The 19,596-nt window shown below is 60.0% G+C and carries 22 protein-coding genes and 1 tRNA gene; 10 read left to right on the forward strand and 13 right to left on the reverse strand.

The genetic code is table 11. The features are described from left to right. Window positions 1–200: 200 nt before the first annotated feature. Window positions 201–2,546 (reverse strand): DNA helicase PcrA, encoded by a 2,346-nt coding sequence (pcrA, locus tag NW848_RS02080; protein WP_414508368.1) that lies wholly within the window; start codon window positions 2,544–2,546, stop codon window positions 201–203. Between the two features lie 132 nt (window positions 2,547–2,678). Here pcrA and NW848_RS02085 point away from each other — a divergent pair, with 132 nt between their 5' ends. Further along, the gene (locus tag NW848_RS02085; RefSeq protein ID WP_414508369.1) at window positions 2,679–3,311 is read left to right on the forward strand and encodes a hypothetical protein; all 633 of its coding nucleotides are present in this window, start codon (window positions 2,679–2,681) and stop codon (window positions 3,309–3,311) included. A gap of 131 nt (window positions 3,312–3,442) precedes the next feature. Then, window positions 3,443–4,087 carry a hypothetical protein gene (locus NW848_RS02090; protein WP_414510359.1) on the forward strand — a complete coding sequence of 215 codons (645 nt, stop codon included), beginning with the start codon at window positions 3,443–3,445 and terminating at the stop codon, window positions 4,085–4,087. Window positions 4,088–4,090: 3 nt separating this feature from the next. On the opposite strand, the gene dapF is transcribed toward NW848_RS02090, so the two are convergent. After that, on the reverse strand, window positions 4,091–4,960 hold the full coding sequence (gene dapF / locus NW848_RS02095) for a diaminopimelate epimerase (protein WP_414508370.1): 870 nt from the start codon (window positions 4,958–4,960) through the stop codon (window positions 4,091–4,093). Window positions 4,961–4,986: 26 nt separating this feature from the next. After that, window positions 4,987–5,118, reverse strand: coding sequence for a photosystem II reaction center protein PsbN (gene psbN, locus NW848_RS02100; protein ID WP_011430180.1), 132 nt, complete (start codon window positions 5,116–5,118; stop codon window positions 4,987–4,989). A 190-nt stretch (window positions 5,119–5,308) separates the two neighbouring features. Between psbN and psbH the strand changes: the two genes are divergently transcribed. After that, window positions 5,309–5,512: a photosystem II reaction center phosphoprotein PsbH gene (gene psbH / locus NW848_RS02105; protein WP_011430181.1), complete on the forward strand. Its 204-nt coding sequence runs from the start codon at window positions 5,309–5,311 to the stop codon at window positions 5,510–5,512. 23 nt (window positions 5,513–5,535) lie between these two features. Here the strand turns inward: psbH and argJ are convergent, their stop codons facing one another. Continuing rightward, entirely contained in the window at window positions 5,536–6,756 is a 1,221-nt protein-coding gene (argJ, locus tag NW848_RS02110; RefSeq protein ID WP_011430182.1) for a bifunctional glutamate N-acetyltransferase/amino-acid acetyltransferase ArgJ, read from the reverse strand. 244 nt (window positions 6,757–7,000) lie between these two features. On the opposite strand from argJ, the gene NW848_RS02115 reads away from it, so the two are divergent. Further along, a complete protein-coding gene (locus tag NW848_RS02115) occupies window positions 7,001–7,807 on the forward strand; it encodes an ABC transporter ATP-binding protein (protein WP_011430183.1) in 807 nt (268 codons plus the stop codon). Window positions 7,808–7,864: 57 nt separating this feature from the next. Continuing rightward, on the forward strand, window positions 7,865–8,863 hold the full coding sequence (locus NW848_RS02120; protein ID WP_228375483.1) for an ABC transporter permease: 999 nt from the start codon (window positions 7,865–7,867) through the stop codon (window positions 8,861–8,863). A 114-nt stretch (window positions 8,864–8,977) separates the two neighbouring features. Here NW848_RS02120 and NW848_RS02125 read toward each other — a convergent pair. From NW848_RS02125 to NW848_RS02145, 5 genes are all read right to left on the reverse strand, one after another. Next, window positions 8,978–9,050, reverse strand: a tRNA-Phe gene (locus tag NW848_RS02125). Between the two features lie 60 nt (window positions 9,051–9,110). After that, window positions 9,111–9,764, reverse strand: coding sequence for a Crp/Fnr family transcriptional regulator (locus tag NW848_RS02130; RefSeq protein WP_011430185.1), 654 nt, complete (start codon window positions 9,762–9,764; stop codon window positions 9,111–9,113). Between the two features lie 196 nt (window positions 9,765–9,960). Then, the gene (locus NW848_RS02135) at window positions 9,961–11,532 is read right to left on the reverse strand and encodes an AAA family ATPase (RefSeq protein ID WP_011430186.1); all 1,572 of its coding nucleotides are present in this window, start codon (window positions 11,530–11,532) and stop codon (window positions 9,961–9,963) included. Window positions 11,533–11,587: 55 nt separating this feature from the next. Beyond that, entirely contained in the window at window positions 11,588–12,157 is a 570-nt protein-coding gene (locus NW848_RS02140) for a hypothetical protein (RefSeq protein ID WP_011430187.1), read from the reverse strand. 35 nt (window positions 12,158–12,192) lie between these two features. Beyond that, a complete protein-coding gene (locus NW848_RS02145; protein ID WP_011430188.1) occupies window positions 12,193–13,194 on the reverse strand; it encodes a zinc-dependent alcohol dehydrogenase family protein in 1,002 nt (333 codons plus the stop codon). A gap of 303 nt (window positions 13,195–13,497) precedes the next feature. Between NW848_RS02145 and NW848_RS02150 the strand changes: the two genes are divergently transcribed. Then, window positions 13,498–14,175 carry a TIGR03943 family putative permease subunit gene (locus NW848_RS02150; protein WP_011430190.1) on the forward strand — a complete coding sequence of 226 codons (678 nt, stop codon included), beginning with the start codon at window positions 13,498–13,500 and terminating at the stop codon, window positions 14,173–14,175. 1 nt (window position 14,176) lies between these two features. Here the strand turns inward: NW848_RS02150 and apcB are convergent, their stop codons facing one another. Next, entirely contained in the window at window positions 14,177–14,680 is a 504-nt protein-coding gene (apcB, locus tag NW848_RS02155; RefSeq protein WP_011430191.1) for an allophycocyanin subunit beta, read from the reverse strand. A 230-nt stretch (window positions 14,681–14,910) separates the two neighbouring features. Then, window positions 14,911–15,810 (reverse strand): tRNA pseudouridine(55) synthase TruB, encoded by a 900-nt coding sequence (gene truB, locus NW848_RS02160; RefSeq protein ID WP_011430192.1) that lies wholly within the window; start codon window positions 15,808–15,810, stop codon window positions 14,911–14,913. A 104-nt stretch (window positions 15,811–15,914) separates the two neighbouring features. Between truB and NW848_RS02165 the strand changes: the two genes are divergently transcribed. Further along, window positions 15,915–16,916, forward strand: coding sequence for a DMT family transporter (locus NW848_RS02165; protein ID WP_414402799.1), 1,002 nt, complete (start codon window positions 15,915–15,917; stop codon window positions 16,914–16,916). 12 nt (window positions 16,917–16,928) lie between these two features. On the opposite strand, the gene trpS is transcribed toward NW848_RS02165, so the two are convergent. Then, window positions 16,929–17,924: a tryptophan--tRNA ligase gene (trpS, locus tag NW848_RS02170; protein WP_414402798.1), complete on the reverse strand. Its 996-nt coding sequence runs from the start codon at window positions 17,922–17,924 to the stop codon at window positions 16,929–16,931. Window positions 17,925–18,046: 122 nt separating this feature from the next. On the opposite strand from trpS, the gene NW848_RS02175 reads away from it, so the two are divergent. From NW848_RS02175 to gatC, 3 genes are all read left to right on the forward strand, one after another. Continuing rightward, entirely contained in the window at window positions 18,047–18,352 is a 306-nt protein-coding gene (locus NW848_RS02175) for a chlororespiratory reduction protein 7 (protein WP_099813191.1), read from the forward strand. 77 nt (window positions 18,353–18,429) lie between these two features. Further along, window positions 18,430–18,951: a photosystem I assembly protein Ycf3 gene (locus tag NW848_RS02180; protein ID WP_011430196.1), complete on the forward strand. Its 522-nt coding sequence runs from the start codon at window positions 18,430–18,432 to the stop codon at window positions 18,949–18,951. Window positions 18,952–19,018: 67 nt separating this feature from the next. Next, the gene (gene gatC, locus NW848_RS02185) at window positions 19,019–19,312 is read left to right on the forward strand and encodes an Asp-tRNA(Asn)/Glu-tRNA(Gln) amidotransferase subunit GatC (RefSeq protein ID WP_011430197.1); all 294 of its coding nucleotides are present in this window, start codon (window positions 19,019–19,021) and stop codon (window positions 19,310–19,312) included. 28 nt (window positions 19,313–19,340) lie between these two features. Here gatC and NW848_RS02190 read toward each other — a convergent pair whose 3' ends face one another. After that, complete coding sequence (locus NW848_RS02190; RefSeq protein ID WP_414347897.1) at window positions 19,341–19,505, reverse strand: hypothetical protein; 165 nt, start codon at window positions 19,503–19,505, stop codon at window positions 19,341–19,343. Window positions 19,506–19,596: the final 91 nt, after the last annotated feature.

The following is a 19,596-nucleotide window of genomic DNA, read 5'->3' on the forward strand; positions in this document are numbered from 1 at the left end:
GAGGCGCTTTGACAACGCCGTTACGGGTTCTTTTGTGGACTGCGTAAGAATCCCCTGGGTGGGAGTGTCAAGACAAAAGGGATCCCTGCCAAGCCGCCTTATTCCAAGCAAGTTCTGGGCGAGATCAAGGCACCTACAAAAAAGGATGAGACCCATACCGCTACGCCATCCATCTCCAAAGCGGTTTCGAGCCCAGCCAGCTAGCTGAGCTTTTGAATGGGCGCGATGCGGGGATCCAAGATTTTCTGCTGGCCGATGGCGGGAAACCTCACCGCCAGGGTGATCCGTTCGCCGCTGCCGAACACGTGGGTAATTTGCCCCTGTCCGAATTGGGGATGTTGCAGGCGATCCCCAACGGCCCACTGGGAGGAACGGCCTTGGCGGCGAGCAGCCTTTGCTTTGGGCGTGGCCGCAGCCGTGTTGTCGGCGGAGAACGAAAGCCCCCTGCCTTTTTCCCATTGGATCAGCTCTTGGGGCAGCTCACTCAAAAATAGGGAAGGGATGGCGGGCTCGCGGTTGCCGTAGAGCCGCCGCTCGCTGGCGTGGCAGACAAACAATTGCTCGCGGGCGCGGGTGATGCCCACGTAGCAGAGGCGCCGTTCTTCTTCCAGCGCGGCAGGATCCTCCAAAGCGCGAAAATTGGGAAACAGGCCTTGTTCCAACCCCACCAAAAACACCACCGGGAACTCCAGCCCTTTGGAAGCATGCAACGTCATTAGCGAAACTTTCTCAGCTCCCTCCTGAAGGGTGTCCAAATCGGAAGCTAAAGACACATTGCTCAAGAAAGCCTCGAGGCTGGGATCCTCCTGTTCTTCTTCAAATTGGCGGGCGGCATTGTAGAGTTCCATCACGTTGGCGATCCTTTCCTCGGCCTCTTCTGTGCCCTGGGCCTTGAGATCTTCCAGATAGCCGCAATCCCGCAGCAGCCCCTCCAGAAGGGCGGCAGCCGAAACCTGGGCCATCTGTCTGTGCCAATGCTGGATAAGCTGGGCAAACTGGAGAACCGGCTTGGCCGAACGCCCCAGCAGGTTGGTAACAGAGGCCTCGTCGCTGAGGATAGTCCACAGGGGCACATTTAAGGCAGCCGCCGCTTCGCTTAGCTTGTCCAGAGTGGACTTGCCGATGCCCCGCCGCGGCACATTGATAATGCGCAACAGGCTAAAAGAATCGGCAGGGTTGAGCACAACCCGCAAATAGGCCAGCACATCCTTAATCTCTTTGCGATCGTAAAATCGCAGCCCCCCCACCACCGTGTAAGGGATCCCCCACCGCAGCAAAACCTCTTCAAAAGGGCGAGATTGGGCATTGGTGCGGTAGAGAATGGCAAAATCTCCCCAGGAAGAGTTGGGATTTTGGCTGTGTAATCGCCGGATGGTATTGACCACAAACTCGGCCTCGGCCATTTCGTCCTCCGCCTGGTAGCAAACGATGGGATGGCCGGGGGGGCGAGTTGGCCGGAGAATTTTATCGATGCGCTCGGTGTTTTTCTCAATCAGGACGTTAGCCGCCTGCAAAATCGTGGCGGTGGAGCGATAGTTTTCTTCCAATTTGATCAGGGTGCGGGTATCGTCGTCCGGCAGGCCATCGCCAAAGGTCTCTTGAAACTCCAGCAAAATGGTGAAATCGGCCCCCCGAAAGCGATAGATGCTTTGATCTGCATCGCCCACCACAAAGAGGGAGCGATTGGTCCAGTCCCACTCGGAGCGGCGGGTCTCGCCGTTGGTGGCCAGGAGCCGGATCAGCTCGTACTGGGTGCGGTTGGTATCTTGGTATTCGTCCACCAAGATGTGCCGAAAGCGCTGGTGCCAGTAGGCCAAAACCTGCTCATTTTGGCGGAAAAGTTGCACCGGGATCCAAATTAAGTTGTCGAAATCGAGGGCATTATTGGCCGCCAGTTGATCTTCGTAGAGCTCGTAAACCTGAGCCAGGATGCGACCTCGGAAATTGGGCTGGTGGCGCTCCAGATCGGCAGGGGTCCAACCTTGATTTTTGGCATTGCTAATGGCATAGCGCACCGATCTTGGATCGAACTTGCGCTCATCTAAGTTGAGTTGCTTAGTTACAATCTCTTTAACCAGGGATTGGGCGTCCGATTCATCGAAAATCGAGAAGTTGCGAGTCCACTTTCGTCCCTTGGGATCCTGATATTTTTCGATCTCCAGGCGCAGGATCTGGGCAAACAAGCTGTGAAACGTGCCGATCCAAAGGGGTTTGATCCAACGGTGGTAGACCGCCGATTTCAGCCGCGTCGCCTGGGCCGGCTCCAATTGCGCCAAGGGGATCCCGAATTGCTCCTGGGCCTCTTGCTCGGCAAAGAGCCGTTCGATGCGCTCTTTCATTTCGCGGGCGGCCTTGTTGGTAAAGGTCACGGCCAAAATCTCCTCCGGATCCACCCGGTAGTGGCGGATGAGGTGGGCGATGCGATAGGCGAGGGTGCGCGTCTTGCCGGAACCTGCCCCCGCCACCACCAGCAAAGGGCCACAAAAATGGTGCACCGCTTGCCGTTGAGCAGGGTTGAGGGCATCCAACAAACAGGCGTGAGTCATAGTCGGCAAAGCAGAAACTGCTTTCCATTATGGGCGCCAACCCAATGGGGACGAGAAGCCAAAGGGCATTCTGGAGCGCCAAAGATGAAGATCGGTTAAGATTTGGCCGGCCCACCTCCAGAACTCCCCGCCATGAACCGAGGACTGTCCTGCTGCTGTGCCCTGGCTAACCGCAGCCGGATTTGCTTTCAAAAGAGACGGATTGCTCTAAGGTTTGCCACCCTTGCCCTGCTTTGTCCCAGCCTGTTTGATCCTGTTCAAGCCGGCAACTGCCCCAGCAACGGCAACCCCCAAGCCTCGCTTGACCTCAAGCTGGAAAGCGTTGCTGGGGATCGGCTTGACCTAAGTCGGTATGAGGGCATTCAAGCGTTGATCTTGACCAACAGCCAAACCCGCTCGCAATCGGAAGCCCTCTCCAAAAGTTTGGCCCTGGAGTTCGGGCGAAACCCTCGGCTGCGCCAGATCGTGCTGGTGGATGGCAGGGGGCTGCTGTTGGTGCGAAATTTGGTTTTGCAGGCCATCCGGGAGAGTGTACCGACGGATCCCCGCCTGGTTTCTCCGTTTGTGTATGTCTCGGTCGATTTTGAGGGAGCAACCATCCAGAAGCTGCAAGAAATAGCCGCTGCAGCTTTGCCTGGGATCAATTTTCGCCAACAGGCCGCTTTGCTGCTTTTGGACGGCCAGGGAACTCTTCTGAGCGGATTTGCCGACTTGGAGCAATCCAACCTCAGCATTCGCCGGTGCATTCGCACCCTCATGGGATAGTCCCACTTCCCTTTCACACCGGCAACGCCTCTTTTCTGCTGCTCTGGCCCAAGCCATTAAACTGGTCATACCGGTCATGTTGAAGCTTGAAGTCAACCGGTCGAACGACGGCTCTCTGTTCGCGGGATCCCATGCGCCGCCAGCTCAAAATCTTGAACCAAATCCTCGATTACAAGCTTGCCAACTTGCGGCTGTTTGGCCGAGCCGAGCTGAAGGGGCCTGTTCTCAACGTGCTGCTGGAACGGCTGCCGGGCGATGTGGTGGATACCCTGCAGGTGATGGAGGTGGTGCGCAGTGCGGTGGAAGCCTCTCTGCTGCAAGGGTTGCGCAAGGTCAACGTTTACCTTTGGTGCCGCGGACAAACTGAAGAAGCGCCGGAGTGGAGCGAAAGCTTTGCTGTAGAGCCATTGGTCTTGGCCCACCCCAAGGAGCTCCGAAGCCTTGCTTTCAACTATCGACAAGACTATCCCGGCATGCGGGTGCTGTTTTTCTGCCTGGGCCTTTGTCTGGGCGGCTTTTACCTGTTGGGGGGCTGGGAGCAGACAGGTTGGATCGATTGGATCCCCGTAGGACTGGCCTTCGCCTTGGGGGTGATCTTCCCCTGGCTCAAACGCTCCCTCAGCCGGTTTGTACACCCTCTATTTCTCCGCCTTGGCCTGGGCTTGGGCCTGGTCTTATTGGGCCTGGCAGTGGCGCTGATCTGGCGGCAGGGCTGGAGCGTTGCCTATGGGATCCTCGGCCTCCTGGCCATCCTCCTGTTGGGTCTGGGAGCCTAGTTCTCAACCGGCAGTGGTGCCGCTGAAGACGTGTAGGGCAGGGCCGGTCATCCACACGTGCTGTGTGCTCGGATCCCAGCGAATTTCCAGATTTCCTCCCGGCAGTTCTACTGTAGCTTGCGATTCTGCGCGCTCCTCCAAAACAGCAGCCACCAAAACAGCACAGGCACCCGTCCCACAGGCCAGCGTTGCCCCTGCTCCCCGCTCCCAAACCCGTAGGCGCAGACGAGTCGGGCTGAGCACCTGCACAAATTCGGTGTTGGTGCGCTCAGGAAAGGCCGGATGATGCTCAAACAGGGGGCCCACAGCTGCCAAGTCCAGCTCTTCCAGGGATCCCTCTTCTTCCAAAAAGACCACACAGTGGGGGTTGCCCATGCTCACCGCCGTCACCGCCCACTCCCGCCCGCCTACCTGCAGGGGCTGCCGCACCACCTTTTCCTCTGGTTTGGCCAGCGTGGTGGGGATCTGCCCGGCCAAGAGGCGAGGGATCCCCATGTCCACTGTTACCAAGCCATCAGGCCGCACCTGCGGCACGATCCGCCCCGCCAAGGTGTGGATCTGGTAGGCGCCGTCCTGGCCAGGGATCCCCAGATCCTGCAAAAAGCGGGCCAAACAGCGGATGCCGTTGCCGCACATCTCCGCCTCCGAGCCGTCGCTGTTGAACAGGCGCATGCTGAAGTCGGCCCCCTCCTGCCCCGGCAGCAGAAAGATAACCCCATCGGCCCCCACGCCAAAGCGGCGGTTGCAGAGGGCAACGGCTTCCTCAGGCGTCAGACAGGGCTGCGGCTGGTGGCGGTTGTCCACCAAGATAAAGTCGTTCCCCAGCCCCTGGTATTTGTGGAAGGAGAGACGGGAGGGCAACCGAACAGGCATGCAGCGGAACCGCACAACAACCGGCTTCAATCCTCGTGCATCTCGTAGGGATCCTGCAAGTTTTTGGAAGGGGGGCCAAAGGCGGTGTAGATGGCAAAGGCGGTGATGCAGATGGTTATTGCCGCAATGGCCACAACCAGCGAAAGGGTGGATTCCATGGTTAGCTCTTCAGTTCTGAGAGAATCTCCCTACATATTACACAAGTTTACAATTCATTGCCGGCGGCAAAGGGGAGTGACCAGATTCTGTTAGCGTGATTTTAAAAGGAGGTTGTCTGGCTGGGATCTGCCGCCGTGCTGACCTCCAAGTTGGCAAACCTGTCCTCTCTTTGACCTATCGCGAGAACCTATGGCGATTCGTACCAAACTGGGCGATCTGCTGCGTCCTCTCAACTCGGAATACGGCAAGGTGGCCCCTGGCTGGGGCACCACGCCTTTGATGGCGGTCTTTATGGTGCTGTTCGGCATCTTCTTGCTGATCATCCTGCAGATCTACAACAAGTCGCTGCTCCTGGAAGACATCAACGTCTCCTGGGAGAGCCTCAGCTTCTAGGGCTCCTGGCTGCCGCGGGCTGTCTAGGTGGTGTACTCGGCGTTGATGCGCACGTAGTCGTAGCTGAGGTCACAGCCCCAGGCAACGCCCTGGCCAGATCCCTGGTGGAGGTCTACCGTAAAGGTTACGGGATCCCCTCTCTTTAGGTACTCAGAGGCCGCCTGGCGATCAAAAGCCAGAGGCATTCCCCCCTGCAGCAGCAGAAAATCCCCCAGGCGAACCTCCAAGCGACGGCTGTCAAAGGGGATCCCAGCCCGTCCGGCGGCGGCGGCCACCCGGCCCCAGTTGGGATCGTTGCCAAAAACTGCCGCCTTCACCAGGGGAGAGCTGGCAATGACACGGGCTATCTGCCGAGCTGACCTGTCGTCGGGGGCGCCCTGCACCCGGATCTGCAACAACTTGGTGGCTCCCTCGCCGTCGCGGGCGATGGCCTTAGCCAGGTGAATGCAAACCTGGACAACCATCTCGGCGAGGGCTTGGGCAGCTCTCGTGCCAGCTTGCAGGGTGGGAATCCCACTTTGGCCGTTGGCCAGAGCCAGCACCATGTCGTTGGTGCTGGTATCCCCGTCCACGGTGATTTGGTTAAAGCTGAGGTCAACCGCCTCTTTGAGGATCTGCTGCCAGAGGGGAGGATCCACGGCTGCATCGCAGGTTAGGAAAGCTAACATCGTCGCCAAGTTGGGGTGGATCATACCGGATCCCTTGGCGATGCCTCCCAGCCTGACGGTGTAGCCGTCGATCTCGGCCTCCAGGGCTGTACTCTTGGTCACCAGGTCGGTGGTGAGGATGGCGCGGGCGGCGCTCTCTCCTCCTGTCGGCGAGAGGCTGTCGATCAGGCGGGGCAGGGCCGCCTCGATTTTGGCCATTTCCAATTGCCGCCCGATCACCCCTGTCGAGGCAGTGAGCACCTGTTGGGCCGGGATCCCCAGCCGTTCTCCTACCCAGAGGGCCAGTTGGGCGTTGTTGCGCTCCCCCTCTTCTCCTGTACAGGCGTTGGCTTGGCCGGCATTGCAGAGAATGGCCCGCACCGGCTGCCCTTGGGCGAGGATCCCTTGGTTGTAGGTAACACAGGCGGCCTTGACCTGGTTGCTGGTGAAAACGCCAGCCCCCACCGCCTCGCAGTCGGAAACAATTAGGGCGAGATCGGCAGCGCCGGAGGGCTTGAGGCCAGCAGCCACGCCAGCAGCGCGGAACCCTCGCGGGGCGGTAACGGCGCCTGCAACCCGTTTAAATTGGGATCCCATAGATTCTGGGGCCAGGGGGTGATCGGCACTATCATACCGGCTTGGCGCTCAGATCGGGGTTGAGGGCCAGGGTTGGCAACTGGCAAGTTTTGCCCGAGAAACTCTCTGGAAACCAGGTCGGGGGGTGTAGCTGTGCCTACCGCAGCAGAGGCGACAGATAGTGTTGTTTTAATGGTAATGTGCGCCCTTCTCTTTCTGGATTGGGAAGGGATCCCTTTGCCCTCTGCTCTAGGAACCGCGAGCCATGCCCGCCCCTGTCATTACCCTTAACCATGTCAGCAAGGTCTATGCCAATGGCACGGTGGCTTTGCAAGACATGAACATGGCCATCCAGGAGGGGCAGTTCGTCAGCTTGGTGGGGCCCTCTGGCTGTGGGAAAAGCACGGTGCTGCGGCTGATCGCAGGGTTAGGTGACCTAACCACCGGCTCTATCGAGTGGGGGCAAAACACCTCCCAAGGGAAGCCCAAATTGGCCTTTGTGTTTCAGGAGCCGGCCCTCATGCCCTGGGCAACGGTGATGGACAATGTGCGCCTGCCCCTGAAGTTGGCCGGTGAGCCTCGGCCAAAAGCCGATCGAGAGGTTTTGGAAGCCCTCCACCTGGTGGGCTTGCGGGGGTTTGAGCGCCATTTTCCCCGCGAGCTGTCCGGCGGTATGCGCATGCGGGCTTCCATTGCCCGCGCCTTGGTAACCAAGCCGCAGGTGTTGCTGATGGACGAGCCTTTTGGTGCTTTGGATGAGATCACCCGCAGCAAGCTGAACGGCGAACTGCTGGAGTTGTGGCAGGAGAAGCGCTGGACGGTGATTTTTGTTACCCACAACATTTACGAGGCCGTCTATCTGTCCAACCGCGTGGTGGTGATGGCAGCCCGCCCAGGGCGGGTGGTGGCGGATATCCCCATTGAGGCGCCCTACCCCCGCTCGGAAGAGTTTCGCACCTCGCCCCTTTACAACGACTATTGCCGGGAGGTCGCGACCCGTTTGCGGGAGGCCATGCACGACACGGAGCGGGATCCCTGCCTGCGCCCCCTCTCCGCCGGACGGCTGGGCTGACGGGATCCCCCTTTGGCAGCATTCCCGGTGTTAGAGCCCCTTGATTCCCCCTACCCTATGCTGAGTCCTTTCAGTTTCCTTCTCGATTGGCTGTCTCGCTGGCTGGGATCCCTGCTTGGCGCGCCAGAGCGCCCCTTTGGGCTCTGGCTGGATGGGGAGCTGCCTCGGCTGAGCAGCGCGGTGGAAGAACAACTCAGGCCCCAACCCACCGATGCGGCTAAGGTACCTGGCTCTGCGCCGCCGACCTCTGGGCAAGGGTTGGATCTGCGCAAGTGGTTCAACCTGGACGTGATTGCCCCTGGGATCGTCGGGATCCTTTTTCTGGTGGGCTGGGAAGTGGCCGTGCGGCTGACGGGGGTGCCTCCCTATCTATTGCCGGGGCCGATTTTGGTGGCGCAAACCCTGGTGCGGGAGTGGGGATCCCTTTTCCCTTCCCTTTTGATCACCCTACAAATTACGGTGGTGGCGTTCCTTTTGGCCACAGTCTCGGGGCTTTTGCTGGCGATTTTGTTTGCCCAGAGCAAATGGATTGAGCGCAGCCTCTTTCCCTATGCGGTGATTTTGCAAACAACACCCATCGTTTCCATCGCGCCGTTGATCATCATCTGGCTGCGCAACAACACCTTTGCTGCGATGGTGGTTTGCGCTTGGATTGTCGCCTTTTTCCCCATTATCTCCAACACCACCCTGGGATTAAACAGTGTCGATCACAACCTGCTCAACCTGTTTCAACTGTACAAGGCCAATCGCTGGCAAACCTTGATCTACTTGCGTCTGCCCAGTGCCCTGCCCTACTTCCTGGGAGGTCTGCGCATTAGCGGCGGCCTTTCTTTGATCGGGGCCGTGGTGGCGGAGTTTGTCGCCGGCACCGGTGGGCAACGGGCCGGGATCGCCTACCAAATCTTGATCTCCAGCTTTAATTTGCAGGTGCCTCGCATGTTTGCCGCCTTGGTGCTGGTTACCGGCCTAGGGATCCTGATCTTTGTGGCCTTGAGCGCTTTGTCGGACAAGATACTGGGCAGGTGGCACGAGAGCGCTGTGCGCCGCGAGAACTAATTTTTGCCATAGAGCCGGCAGAAGCGGTTTCGCAAAAGGCAAGAACTGGGAATTCCCGGCAACAAAAAGGCTCAGGTTGCAGCCCTGAGCCCATCTTGACCTGTTATTGGCAGATGCCAGGAACCAGACTCGAACTGGTGACACGAGGATTTTCAGTCCTCTGCTCTACCAACTGAGCTATCCCGGCTCTGGGACTATCATTTTAGAATGCCAAGAGGGCTTTTGGCAACAGGTGGCAACCCTCGCTTTAGCCAATTAGCTTTTCCAGGGCATCCATCTGGGGGATGCAGAGGATGTCCCGCTGCCGATCCCGGCGGATCAGCTCCTCCTGCTCCAGCTTAGACAAGACACGGGTAACCGTTTCCCGGGCCAGGCCACTCAAGCTGCTCAGCTCCCGGTGGGGCAAATTGGGAATTTCTACCCCCTTGCAACCGACCCGCCCGCGGGACTCCGCCAAGAAGAGCAGGATATCGGCGACGCGAGCGACGCTGCTGGCCTCCCGCAATTGCAGGCGACGGTTGATCTGCCGTAAACGTCGCGACAAGAGCTGGGCAAGGCGGATGGCAACCTGCGCATCGGCAGCCAAAAGGGCCAGAAAGTTCTGGGCCGACAGAGAGCAGACCTTGGTGGCTGTCAGGGCAATCACATCGCTGGAACGGGGCGCCTCGTCCAAGGCGGCCATTTCCCCGAAGATCTCCCCTGGGCCAAGAATGGTGAGGGTAACCTCCCGGCCCTCCAGATCGTGAGTGCGAATCTTGACCCAACCCTCCAGGATGAAATAGACGGCGTTGCCCCAGTCGTTCTGTAGCAGGATGGCCTGGTTAACAGGGTGGGAGCGCAGCAACATCTGGCGGGCCAGCGGCTCGAGCACCTCAGGGGAAAAGCCTTCAAACAGAAACATCAGGCGTAAATCTTCAGCCGTTACCTCGCTCACTGGGGTCTCCTCCTGCACCGCCTCGATTCTTGCCCAACTCTCTTCCCAGAGAAAAACTCTTCACCTGACCGCCGCCTGAGATCAGCAGGGGCTGCGGTCAGCCTCTAACCCGGAAACGGCAGCATGCGCTTTGCCGGTAACCTTGGTCAGTTGGAGTCGAGACCTAGATCTGCTGCAGTTGCGCTTGCCAATCTTGGCTGGTATCCAAAACCTGCAGCAAGCGCCGCTCCCCCTCGGAAAAATCCTGCCACTGCGCCTGCTGCTGGGCAAGGAGATCGGCGGTGGCATCGGCAATGTCGGCGAGGTTCAGCGGCTCACCCAGGCTCGAAGCAGGGAGCGTTCGCCGTTGCAGCCGCTCGCGGAGGACAGGTTCAGGGGCGTGGCAGTAGAGGATGCACAACGGGATCCGGCACCGTTGGGCTTGTTCAATTGCCATGCCCCGCAGCGCTTGCCGGTCAAACTTGGCGTCCAGAATCACGCTGTAACCTTCCCGGGCCAACTCCACTCCCAATTGCACCAGGCGGCGATAAGTCCTGTCGGTCATCTCGGGCGTATACACCTCTGGCCCCCCTCGCTGCCGCAGAGGGATCCCAGCCAAATGCTTGCGCACGGCGTCGGAGCGGATGTGGATGGCCCCTCGCTGTCGGGCCAGGTGGCGGGCCACCGTGCTTTTGCCCGCTCCCGACAGGCCGGCCATCAGAAACAACTGCCCCTGTTTGGGCAGCGTGTATTCCCAGGCCAGTCGGTAGTAGCGGGCGGCAGTGTGGAAGGCATTGGCTTTGGCAGCTTCCGAGGCGGCAGGATCGTCTAGCAAAAAAGAGGTGACCTTGGCCCGCACGTAGGCCTGGCGATTGAGGTAAATGGGCAAGATCTTGAGTCCTTCCCAATCGCCTGTCTCTTCCAGATAGCTGTTCAAATAGGCGTTGCCCAGATCGGGGCGATGGCGGGCATCCAGATCCATCACTGCATAGGATACGTCGTACATCGTATCCACAAAGCGGAAGGCCTCGTTGAACTCAATGCAATCAAACAGCAAGATCTGGCCTTCCCACCAACAGAGGTTGCCAAGATGCAGATCCCCGTGGCCTTCGCGGATGCGGTCTTGCTCAATTCTCTGGTAAAACAGCTCCTGTCGCTCGGCAAAAAAGCGATCCGTGTAGGCTTGGGTCTCCCGATATTGATCTGCCGTCTGAGGGCCGCCAATGTAGCGCTGGGTTTGGGCGTAATTCTCGTCGAAAGCCTGCCGCACCTGCTCTGGCCGGCCAAAGCTGCGGATGTAGTCGTTGGTCTCCGCCTGGGCGTGAAAGGCCGCCACCACCCGTCCTAGCTCCTCCATTAAGAGTGGCGTCAGCTCCCCCCGCTCGAGGAGGTTGCTAAAGAGTTGCTCTTGAGGAAACTGCCGCATTTTGAGGGTGTACTCCACGGGCTCGCCACTGCCGTCAAGCTGAAACCGGCCCTCGGCTTGCACAATGGGCAACACCTGTAGATAAAGCCCTGGCGCTCCGCGCTGGTTCAGGCGCAGCTCTTCTTGACAAAAGTAGCGTCGCCGCTCCAGGGTGGTGAAATTCAAAAAGCCAAAATCCAGAGGCTTCTTCACCTTATAGGCGTAGTTCCCTGTCAAGAAAATGTAGGAAATGTGGGTTTGGACGAGCTGAATCGGCTCCCGCACCGGATGGGGGTAAAACCCCGGATCCAACATCGCTTGGATTAGCGGCGGCAGGTGGGCATCGGCCATAAAGATGGAGACGGAAAAGTCAGGGATCCCCATTTTCCTCCAAATTGCCCTCAGCTTAGTCTCCCAAGGGCAGGGCGGCCGCTTGCGGTGAAAGACGGATAATGCTGATCCCCTGTTTAACCAAAGTATCTTGAGCGGCAGCAGAGAGGGCGTAGGGCCAGACCAGATACTTAGTGTTGATGTAGTCTCGCCCCCGCTTGGCCAGGCTCACCTGTTCAGAGAGCATGCGCACCTCCGGCCCGCGGGTGATGATGGCCTCGGCGCGGCGGATGCGCTGCATCAGTTGGCTGAACAGCTCTTGGGGCTGCTGCACGAAGACCACAATGGCCAAGTCACAGGGGTTGTAGTAGTTGCCACTGCCGCAGAGGAGCAGGGCCTCGCTGGCGAGAACAAGGGTCTCCTGGTCTCCCAGAGCCACCACCGGGTAGAGAAAGGTGCGCACGTCCTCCGGCTGCCAGTGATTGAAGGAGTAGCTGTCCACCTCTCCCCGCACCCAAGAGGAGATGGCCGGAAAAACCGCCTCGCTCAGCAGCCGATAGGCCGTCTGCGGTCGCCCTAGCCAGCAGAGGGCATTCTCGTAGAAGCTCTCGTTCTCCAACAGGTGAGGGGTGAGGGGAGCGGCCATAGACTCGGATCTGGGCAGGGCCTCCTCCAGCATGCCTAGTCGGAGATGGTTAAGGCAATTTTGCCCAAAACGGATCCCTGTTCCAGCAGCCGGTGAGCGGCAGCCGCTTCGGCCAGGGGAAAGGTGTGGCTGAGCCGGATGCGCAGTTGGCCCTGGTCGATGAGGCGGGCGCACTGCCGGAGGATCTCCGCCTGGTTTTGCCGAGCAACGATGAGGTTCTTCAGCATAGGGGTGAGCATCAGCTCAAAGCTCACTCGCAAGTTGCGGTCGCGGGCCACCCGCCAATCGGTCTCTGGAGCTGGCGCCAGCAGGGTCACGAGATCGCCGTACACGCGCACGGCAGGGAAGGTCTGCTCCAGCACTGGGCCGCCAAGGGTATCGAGAGCAAGATCCACTCCCTCCTCCTCCGTCCAATCCAGAACGGCCCGCACAAAGTCGGTCTGGCGATAGAAGATGGGCAAGCTGGCCCCCAGCAAACGGACAAACTCGGCCTTTTCCGGCGTGCTCACGGTGGTAGCCACTTGGCATCCCCGCAGACGGGCCAGTTGGACGGCCACATGGCCAACACCCCCTGCCCCGGCGTGGATGAGCACCTTTTGGCCGGCCTGCAGCCGTCCCCGGTCGTAGAGGGCTTCCCAGGCGGTGATCAGCACCAGGGGAGCGGCGGCAGCCTCGGCAAAGCTGAGGGTTCTGGGCTTGGGAGCGACGAAGCGCTCATCGACCACGATTAGCTCGGCGTAGTTCCCCGCCTCTCTGCCCAGGCCGCCGTGGCAGAAGTAAACTTCGTCCCCAACCCGAAACTGCCTGACCCCAGATCCCACGGCTTCTACAACGCCGGCGCCATCGCATCCCAAAATGGCCGGCATCTCCTCGGGGTAGAAGGTGCCTCGCCGCCGCAGCTTGGTGTCGATGGGGTTGACGCCGGCGGCCTTGAGGCGGACACGCAGCTCCCGCTCGCCGCGAATCTGCGGGTCGGGCACCTCCTGCAGTTGCAAAACCTCCGGCCCACCCGGCACGCTCATGAGGATGGCTTTCATCTTCTCAAGTGTTCAGGCTCGGTTTGCTCGACTTGCTGCCCCGCGATTGCCGCCGCGCTCCTGAGGATACACCGGCAAGGGGGTCTCTGAACAATGGTTAGTAGCATAAGCCAAGAGAACCGCTCCAGGGATCCCTTGCCCTAAACTAAGCTTCGGAGTTGTGGAGGCAAGCGGTAGCCCATGCCCGCAGGTGGTTCTGGCTCTCTCGGCGGCAAGGCACGGTCAAAAGCAACTAGAGCTGGCCTGGGATCGCGCTCCTGGCTCGGCTGGGGTAACCCAGCCTATTGGGATGCTGCTGGGCTGATGCTCCTGGGGAGCCTGCTCATCGTCTACCGCTGGCGGGGCACCCTGCTGCTGTTGATTAACCCCGCCTATGTAAACGTGGCTCTGCTGGCCGGCCTGTGCCTGCTGGGCCTGGGGATTGGCCGGTGGCGGGGGGCCAAAGTCGCGCCCTCGGAAAGCCATGTCTCCCTGTTGGGGTCGCGCCTGGGGGCGGCGCTCTTGATCCTGACGGCGCTGCTGGGGTTTTGGGTCGAGCCCCGTCCCCTCTCCAGCCAGACGGCCCTCAACCGGGGGGTATCTCCCTATTTGGGTGCCTCTCGCAGCCAGCCGCAGGCTTTTCGTCCCAAGATTGATCCACGCCAGCGCACCCTGCTGGACTGGGTGCGCACCCTGGATGTCTACCCGGATCCCTATACCTATGAAGGCCAGCCGGTGCAGGTGCAGGGGTTCGTCGTTCCTGACGAGCAACCTGACCACTTTGTCATCGCTCGCTTTTTGGTGAGTTGCTGCGCTGCCGATGCCTACCCGGTCGGCTTGCCGGTGCGCTGGCCCCGCTCGGAGGAACTGGCTCCGGACAGTTGGCTGCGTCTGGAAGGGCGGATGGCCGTGGAGCAACGGGATGGCCAGCCTCAGTTGGTGATCCTGGCCGATCAGGTGGAGCCAATACCGGTGCCGGCCAATCCCTACGCCGACGAGTAGGTTAGATGTCGGTTTCGCTGAGTTTAGCGCTCATGTAATCGAAGGGCTCGGCCACAAAGCTGTAATCCTCGTCGGAGCCGAGCAGCTCCAGGGTGCGCTGCTTCATGTTCTGGATCCCGATCACTGTCGGGGCAATCGGCACCCCCAGGGAGTTGTAGGTTTCCCGCAGACCAGCCAGGACGCGCTCGTCCAAGATGCTGGTATCAGCGGCCACCAGGGCGTAGGAAGCGTAGCGCAGGAAGTAGTCCATATCCCGCAAACAGGTGGCGTAGCGGCGGGTGGTATAGGCGTTGCCGCCCGGACGGATTAGATCCGGCACCTGGGCAAACATGGCCGCAGCAGCCGTCTTGACAATGTCCACCGAGTTGAGGTTAATCACCTGCACGGCCTGGATGCGCCGCAGACCCGAATCGTAAAAGGCCTTGAGCGCGTCCATGGCATTCCGATCCAAGTAGCGGCCGGCCAGGTCATAGGTTTTGATCAGTGTGGTTACGGCATCCCGCATATCCCCAACTCCCTTCCTGTAACTCTATGTATGTATAAAGTAGCTTGAGATGAGAATTTTGCCGGCAACGTCCAAAGGCCAACCTTGGAAAATCGAGCCAGAGCCCAACACCGGCAGCGCTCCGAGCTCCCCGCTTGCCCCCAGAAGTTTAGCATGCGGGGGGTTCTTTCCCGCCTTCTCCTCAGCCAATGGCAGATGTTGTTACGAAAATGTAACTTTTCTGCAACGCTCTAGGGATCCGGCAGCAACACCCGCAGCGGCTTGAGCTGACCTGCTTGGCTGTGCCCCAAGCCCAAAAATTCTCCCTCTCCGCTCATGACCCGCAGGGTCTCGGCAGTGGCCTGAGCCGGATCCAGAGGAATGGCCTGACCTTGTCGCCAGCGCTGCGCCTCAGCCGGAGATAAGAATACTGAGTTCCAACTGCGAAATCCCCACTCAATCGGCAACAGGGCAGCAGCGGGATCGGCGGATCCCTGCCACTGCTCCAGGGGCAGGCTCTCTTCGCTGCGAAAAGGGCCACTTTGCAGCCGTCGCAGGCGGCTCATCAAGCCTCCGCAGCCCAATTTCTCCCCCACGTCGCGGGCGAGGGCGCGGATGTAGGTGCCGGGGCCACAGGCGATCTCCAGATCCACTTCCGGGAACTCGCCAGAGCGCCAGCCCAAGATCTGCAGGTGTCGAATCACTACTCTCCGCGGCTCCAGCCCCAGTTCTGCCGCCTCTGCCCCGGCCCGGGCCAGCTCGTAGAGCTTTTTCCCCTGCCGCTTGATGGCGCTGTAAAGAGGCGGCACCTGCCAGATCTCGCCGACAAACTCCCGCAGACATTCCTCCACCTGCTCGCGGCTCAGCTCCGGACAAGGGGATCCCACCTGGATCTGCCCCTCGGCATCGTCGGTGTCGCTGCGCTGCCCAAAGCGAAAGGTGGCCCGATAGACCTTGTCCCCCGACAAAAACGCCAAAAAGCGCGTCGCCCGCCCCACGGCAATGGGCAGAACTCCCGTTGCCGCCGGATCCAAAGTGCCGCCATGCCCCACCTGGCGGGTGCGCAAGACCCGCCGCACCACCGCCACACAGTCGTGGGAGGTGAGCCCGGCCGGCTTATCCAGGTTGAGAAAGCCCTCCAGGGATCCCATGCTGCCCATCACCCATCAGTCATTGATCAGTAATTAAGATTTGTAACCGAACTGCCGCAGCGCTTAACATAGGGTTGATTTCTGTCTGCGAGTTGGAAGCACCTATGGCGCAATCTGGCCTGTTTCCTCAGCCTATCTGGCAACGCCTGTTGATGATCGCCCCTTTTTTCCTGTGGGGCTCGGCGATGGTGGCCATGCGAGATGCCCTCTCCGAGACCACTCCTCTCTTCATGGCCATTCTGCGGCTGTTGCCAGCCGGGATCCTGGTTTTAGCCTTTCGGCTTTGGCAAGGGCGGGCCTCTGCGGCCTCTCAGCCCTGGCATCCCCAGGGGCTGCGGGGGTGGCTGTGGGTCTTGGCCTTTGCCCTGGTGGACGGCACCTGTTTTCAGGGATTTTTGGCGCAAGGGTTGAGAGAGACCGGCGCCGGGCTGGGATCCGTGCTGATCGACTCGCAGCCGCTGGCGGTGGCCCTGATGACCACCTGGTTTTACCGGGAGCGGATGGGATCCCTGGGCTGGCTGAGTCTGGGGCTGGGCGTGGTCGGTATCAGCCTTATCGGCCTCGGCGGGGAAGGATCCCTGCAGGTGGGGGCCGGCGTGGTCTGGATGTTGCTGGCTTCCCTGTCGATGGCCATTGGCACCGTGATGATGCCGAAGGTGGCGGAGGTGGCGGATCCGGTGTTGGCGACAGGCTGGCACATGGTATTGGGCAGCCTGCCCTTGATCCTGCTCTCGGCGCTAACAGAAAGCGAGCAATGGCAGCACCTGAGCGGCGCCCACTGGCTGGGCCTGCTCTACGCTTCGGTGATGGGGAGCGCCGTGGCCTACGCCCTCTTCTTCTACTTCGCCTCTCAGGAAAATCTCACCGAATTCAGCTCCCTCACGTTTCTCACCCCCATCTTTGCCCTCCTCTTCGGCAGTACCTTCCTGGGCGAGACCCTGACGCCGGTGCAATGGGTGGGAGTGGGCATTACCCTGGTCTGCGTGTATGTCATCAACCACCGGCAGGAGTGGCAGGAGCGCCTGCGCCTGGCCTGGCCAGGGATCCTCTCGGAGCTGGGCCTGGAGTTCAGCACCGTCGAGATCCGCGATGGCCGACCCGACTAAGGGAGCCTTCTCCTAGGGGGGCAGAAACCCCATGGCATCCCGCGCTTTTTGGAGGGTTTGCTCGGCCACGGCACGGGCCTTGGCGGCATTTTCCCGCATCAGCCCGTGGAGGTAGTCGGGGTCACTCGAGAGCTCCTGGTAGCGCTTTTGAATGGGCTCCAGGGTGGCGATAATGCTGTCGGCGAGGAGGGGCTTGAACTGTCCCCATCCCATCTCGGCGCACTCAGCCGCCACCTCCTCCTTGCTTTTGCCGGAGGTGAGCATGTAGATCGTCAGCAAATTGTGGGCCTCCGGGCGTGCCGGGTCGTCGAAGGCAATGCCCCGAATCGAGTCGGTCTTGCATTTTTGGATCTTCTTGCGGATCGTGTCGGGGTCGTCTAGCAAGTGAATGCGGCTGAAATCCGAGGGATCCGACTTAGACATTTTGCGGGTGCCATCGGTCAAGCTCATGATCCGCGCCCCCTGCGGGCGAATCAGCGCCTCTGGGATCACAAACACCTCCCCAAAGCGGTCGTTAAAGCGGCGGGCAATGTCCCGACACAGCTCGATGTGCTGCCGCTGATCCTCCCCTACCGGCACATACTTGGGCTGGTAGAGGAGAATATCCGCTGCCTGCAAAATCGGGTAGCTGAACAGGCCAACACTCGTTTCCTCTCCCTGCTTCTCTTTTTTTTCCTTGTACTGGATCATGCGCTCCGCCCAGTTCATAGGGGTGATGGTGGTGAACAGCCAGGCCAGCTCCGTGTGGGCGGGCACGTGGGACTGCACAAACAGCACACAGTGCTCCAGGCTGAGGCCACAGGCCAGGTAGAGAGCAAACAAAGAACGGGTGCGCTCCCTCAGCAGCTTGGGATCCTGGGGCACAGTAATGGCATGTTGATCCACAATGCAGAAGAAGTTCTCGTAGCGCTCCTGCTCGGCCACCCAGTTTTTAATGGCCCCCAAGTAATTGCCCAGGTGCAACTCGCCGGAGGGCTGGATTCCAGAAAGCGTGCGCGGCTTGGCCATAGGAAAAGCGATCTCAAACGCCAACAAGAGGGAGGACGAGAACCAAGAAAGTCTTTGTTCAGGATATCAAGAGAGCCGCAACCCGTTGGTTTATGAGGGAAGAAAGACAGCAACCCGAAACCATGGCAGACCCGGAGCCAGAACTGCTGCGTGCTGCCAACCACTACGTGCTGCTGATCCCGGGCCTGCCAGAGCAATTTCTCACCCCCGAGGAATTGCAGGAGTTCCTTGTGCGGCTGTTGCAGGAGCACCCCCATCTGGTGGATGCAGATCTGGCCCGCTATCCCACCCCTCAAGCCCAGGCGCAACGGCTCATCGACACGGCCTGTGAGGTGGAGGTCTCCCCTGGCGAAACCGTGCAGTGGCATCCTGTACGCCTGCGCAAGCGCCCCTCAGCTTCTTCTCGCCCCGGCCAGCATCCGGCTTGAGGCCACGCACGGGATCCCATAGGCATGCTACAACCCAAAGAAGAGATACCCTGTCCTGCGCTCTAAGGGGGTCAATCATGCCGCGCAGCATGAAGAACGACAACTTCATCGACAAAACCTTCACCGTCATGGCTGACCTGATCCTGAAGCTGATGCCGGGGGTGAGTCCTGAGCAGAAGAAGGCCTTTGCCTACTACCGGGACGGCATGGCGGCCCAGAGCGAGGGAGAATATGCCGAGGCTCTAGAAAACTACCGAGAAGCCCTGGCCCTGGAGCAAGACGACGAAGACCGCAGCTACATCCTCTACAACATGGGCCTGATCTACCAGAGCAATGGCGAACTGGACAAAGCCCTGGAGTACTACCACCAGGCCCTGGAGCTGAACCCCCGCCTCTGTTCTGCCCTAAACAACATTGCCGTCTTGCTGCACCACAAGGGCGAGCAGAGCCTGCAGGCCGGGGATGAGGAGACGGCAGAGGCCCTGTTCGATGAGGCGGCTCAATACTGGATCCGCGCCATTCGCATTGCCCCCAACAACTACATCGAGGCGCAAAACTGGCTCAAGACCACGGGACGCGCCAACCTGGAGCTGTATTGAGTCTTCCCCCAAGTACCCCAGTTCAGCTAGATTGACCAGAAGTCAAACCTGCTGGCGGAAAGGAAGGATGCTGACACGAGAAGAGGTGCAACATGTTGCCCACCTGGCGCGGCTGGAGCTTACGGAAGAAGAGGAAATCCAGTTTACCGAGCAACTGGCCGATATCTTGGCCTACGTGGAGCAACTGAAAGAACTGGATACGGAAGGGGTAGAGCCCACCTTTCATGTGCTGGATGCGGAGCTGCCCACTCGCCCCGACCAAGTGGAGCCCTACCCCAATATCGAAGGGATCCTGGCCAACGCTCCCGACCGCGCTGACATGTTCTTCAAGGTGCCCCGCATCCTAGAAGGGGAAGATTAGCCCAACTGGCAAGCCCTGCAGCTATGAGCTACAGCAGCTTTTGCTCTTTGGGGGGGGGAGGAGGCACATCCAGGGCCGGGTTGCACTCGAAGAAGCCCAACGGCTTGAGCAGAAAGCCGATGTAGCTAACCGGCATCACCGGCCAGTCTTCGGTGCGGGGGAAATGGTTGCAGCCAAAGCTGTACCAGAGCACCAGGCGGGTATTCTCAAGCGAGCGGTTGGCTTGCGTCCATCAGAACCTCTGGGGTACTCCCGCCACAGCGCAGCTTGGCGGGCTGGAGGAT

It is taken from the genome of Synechococcus sp. RC10A2 (assembly GCF_047502605.1).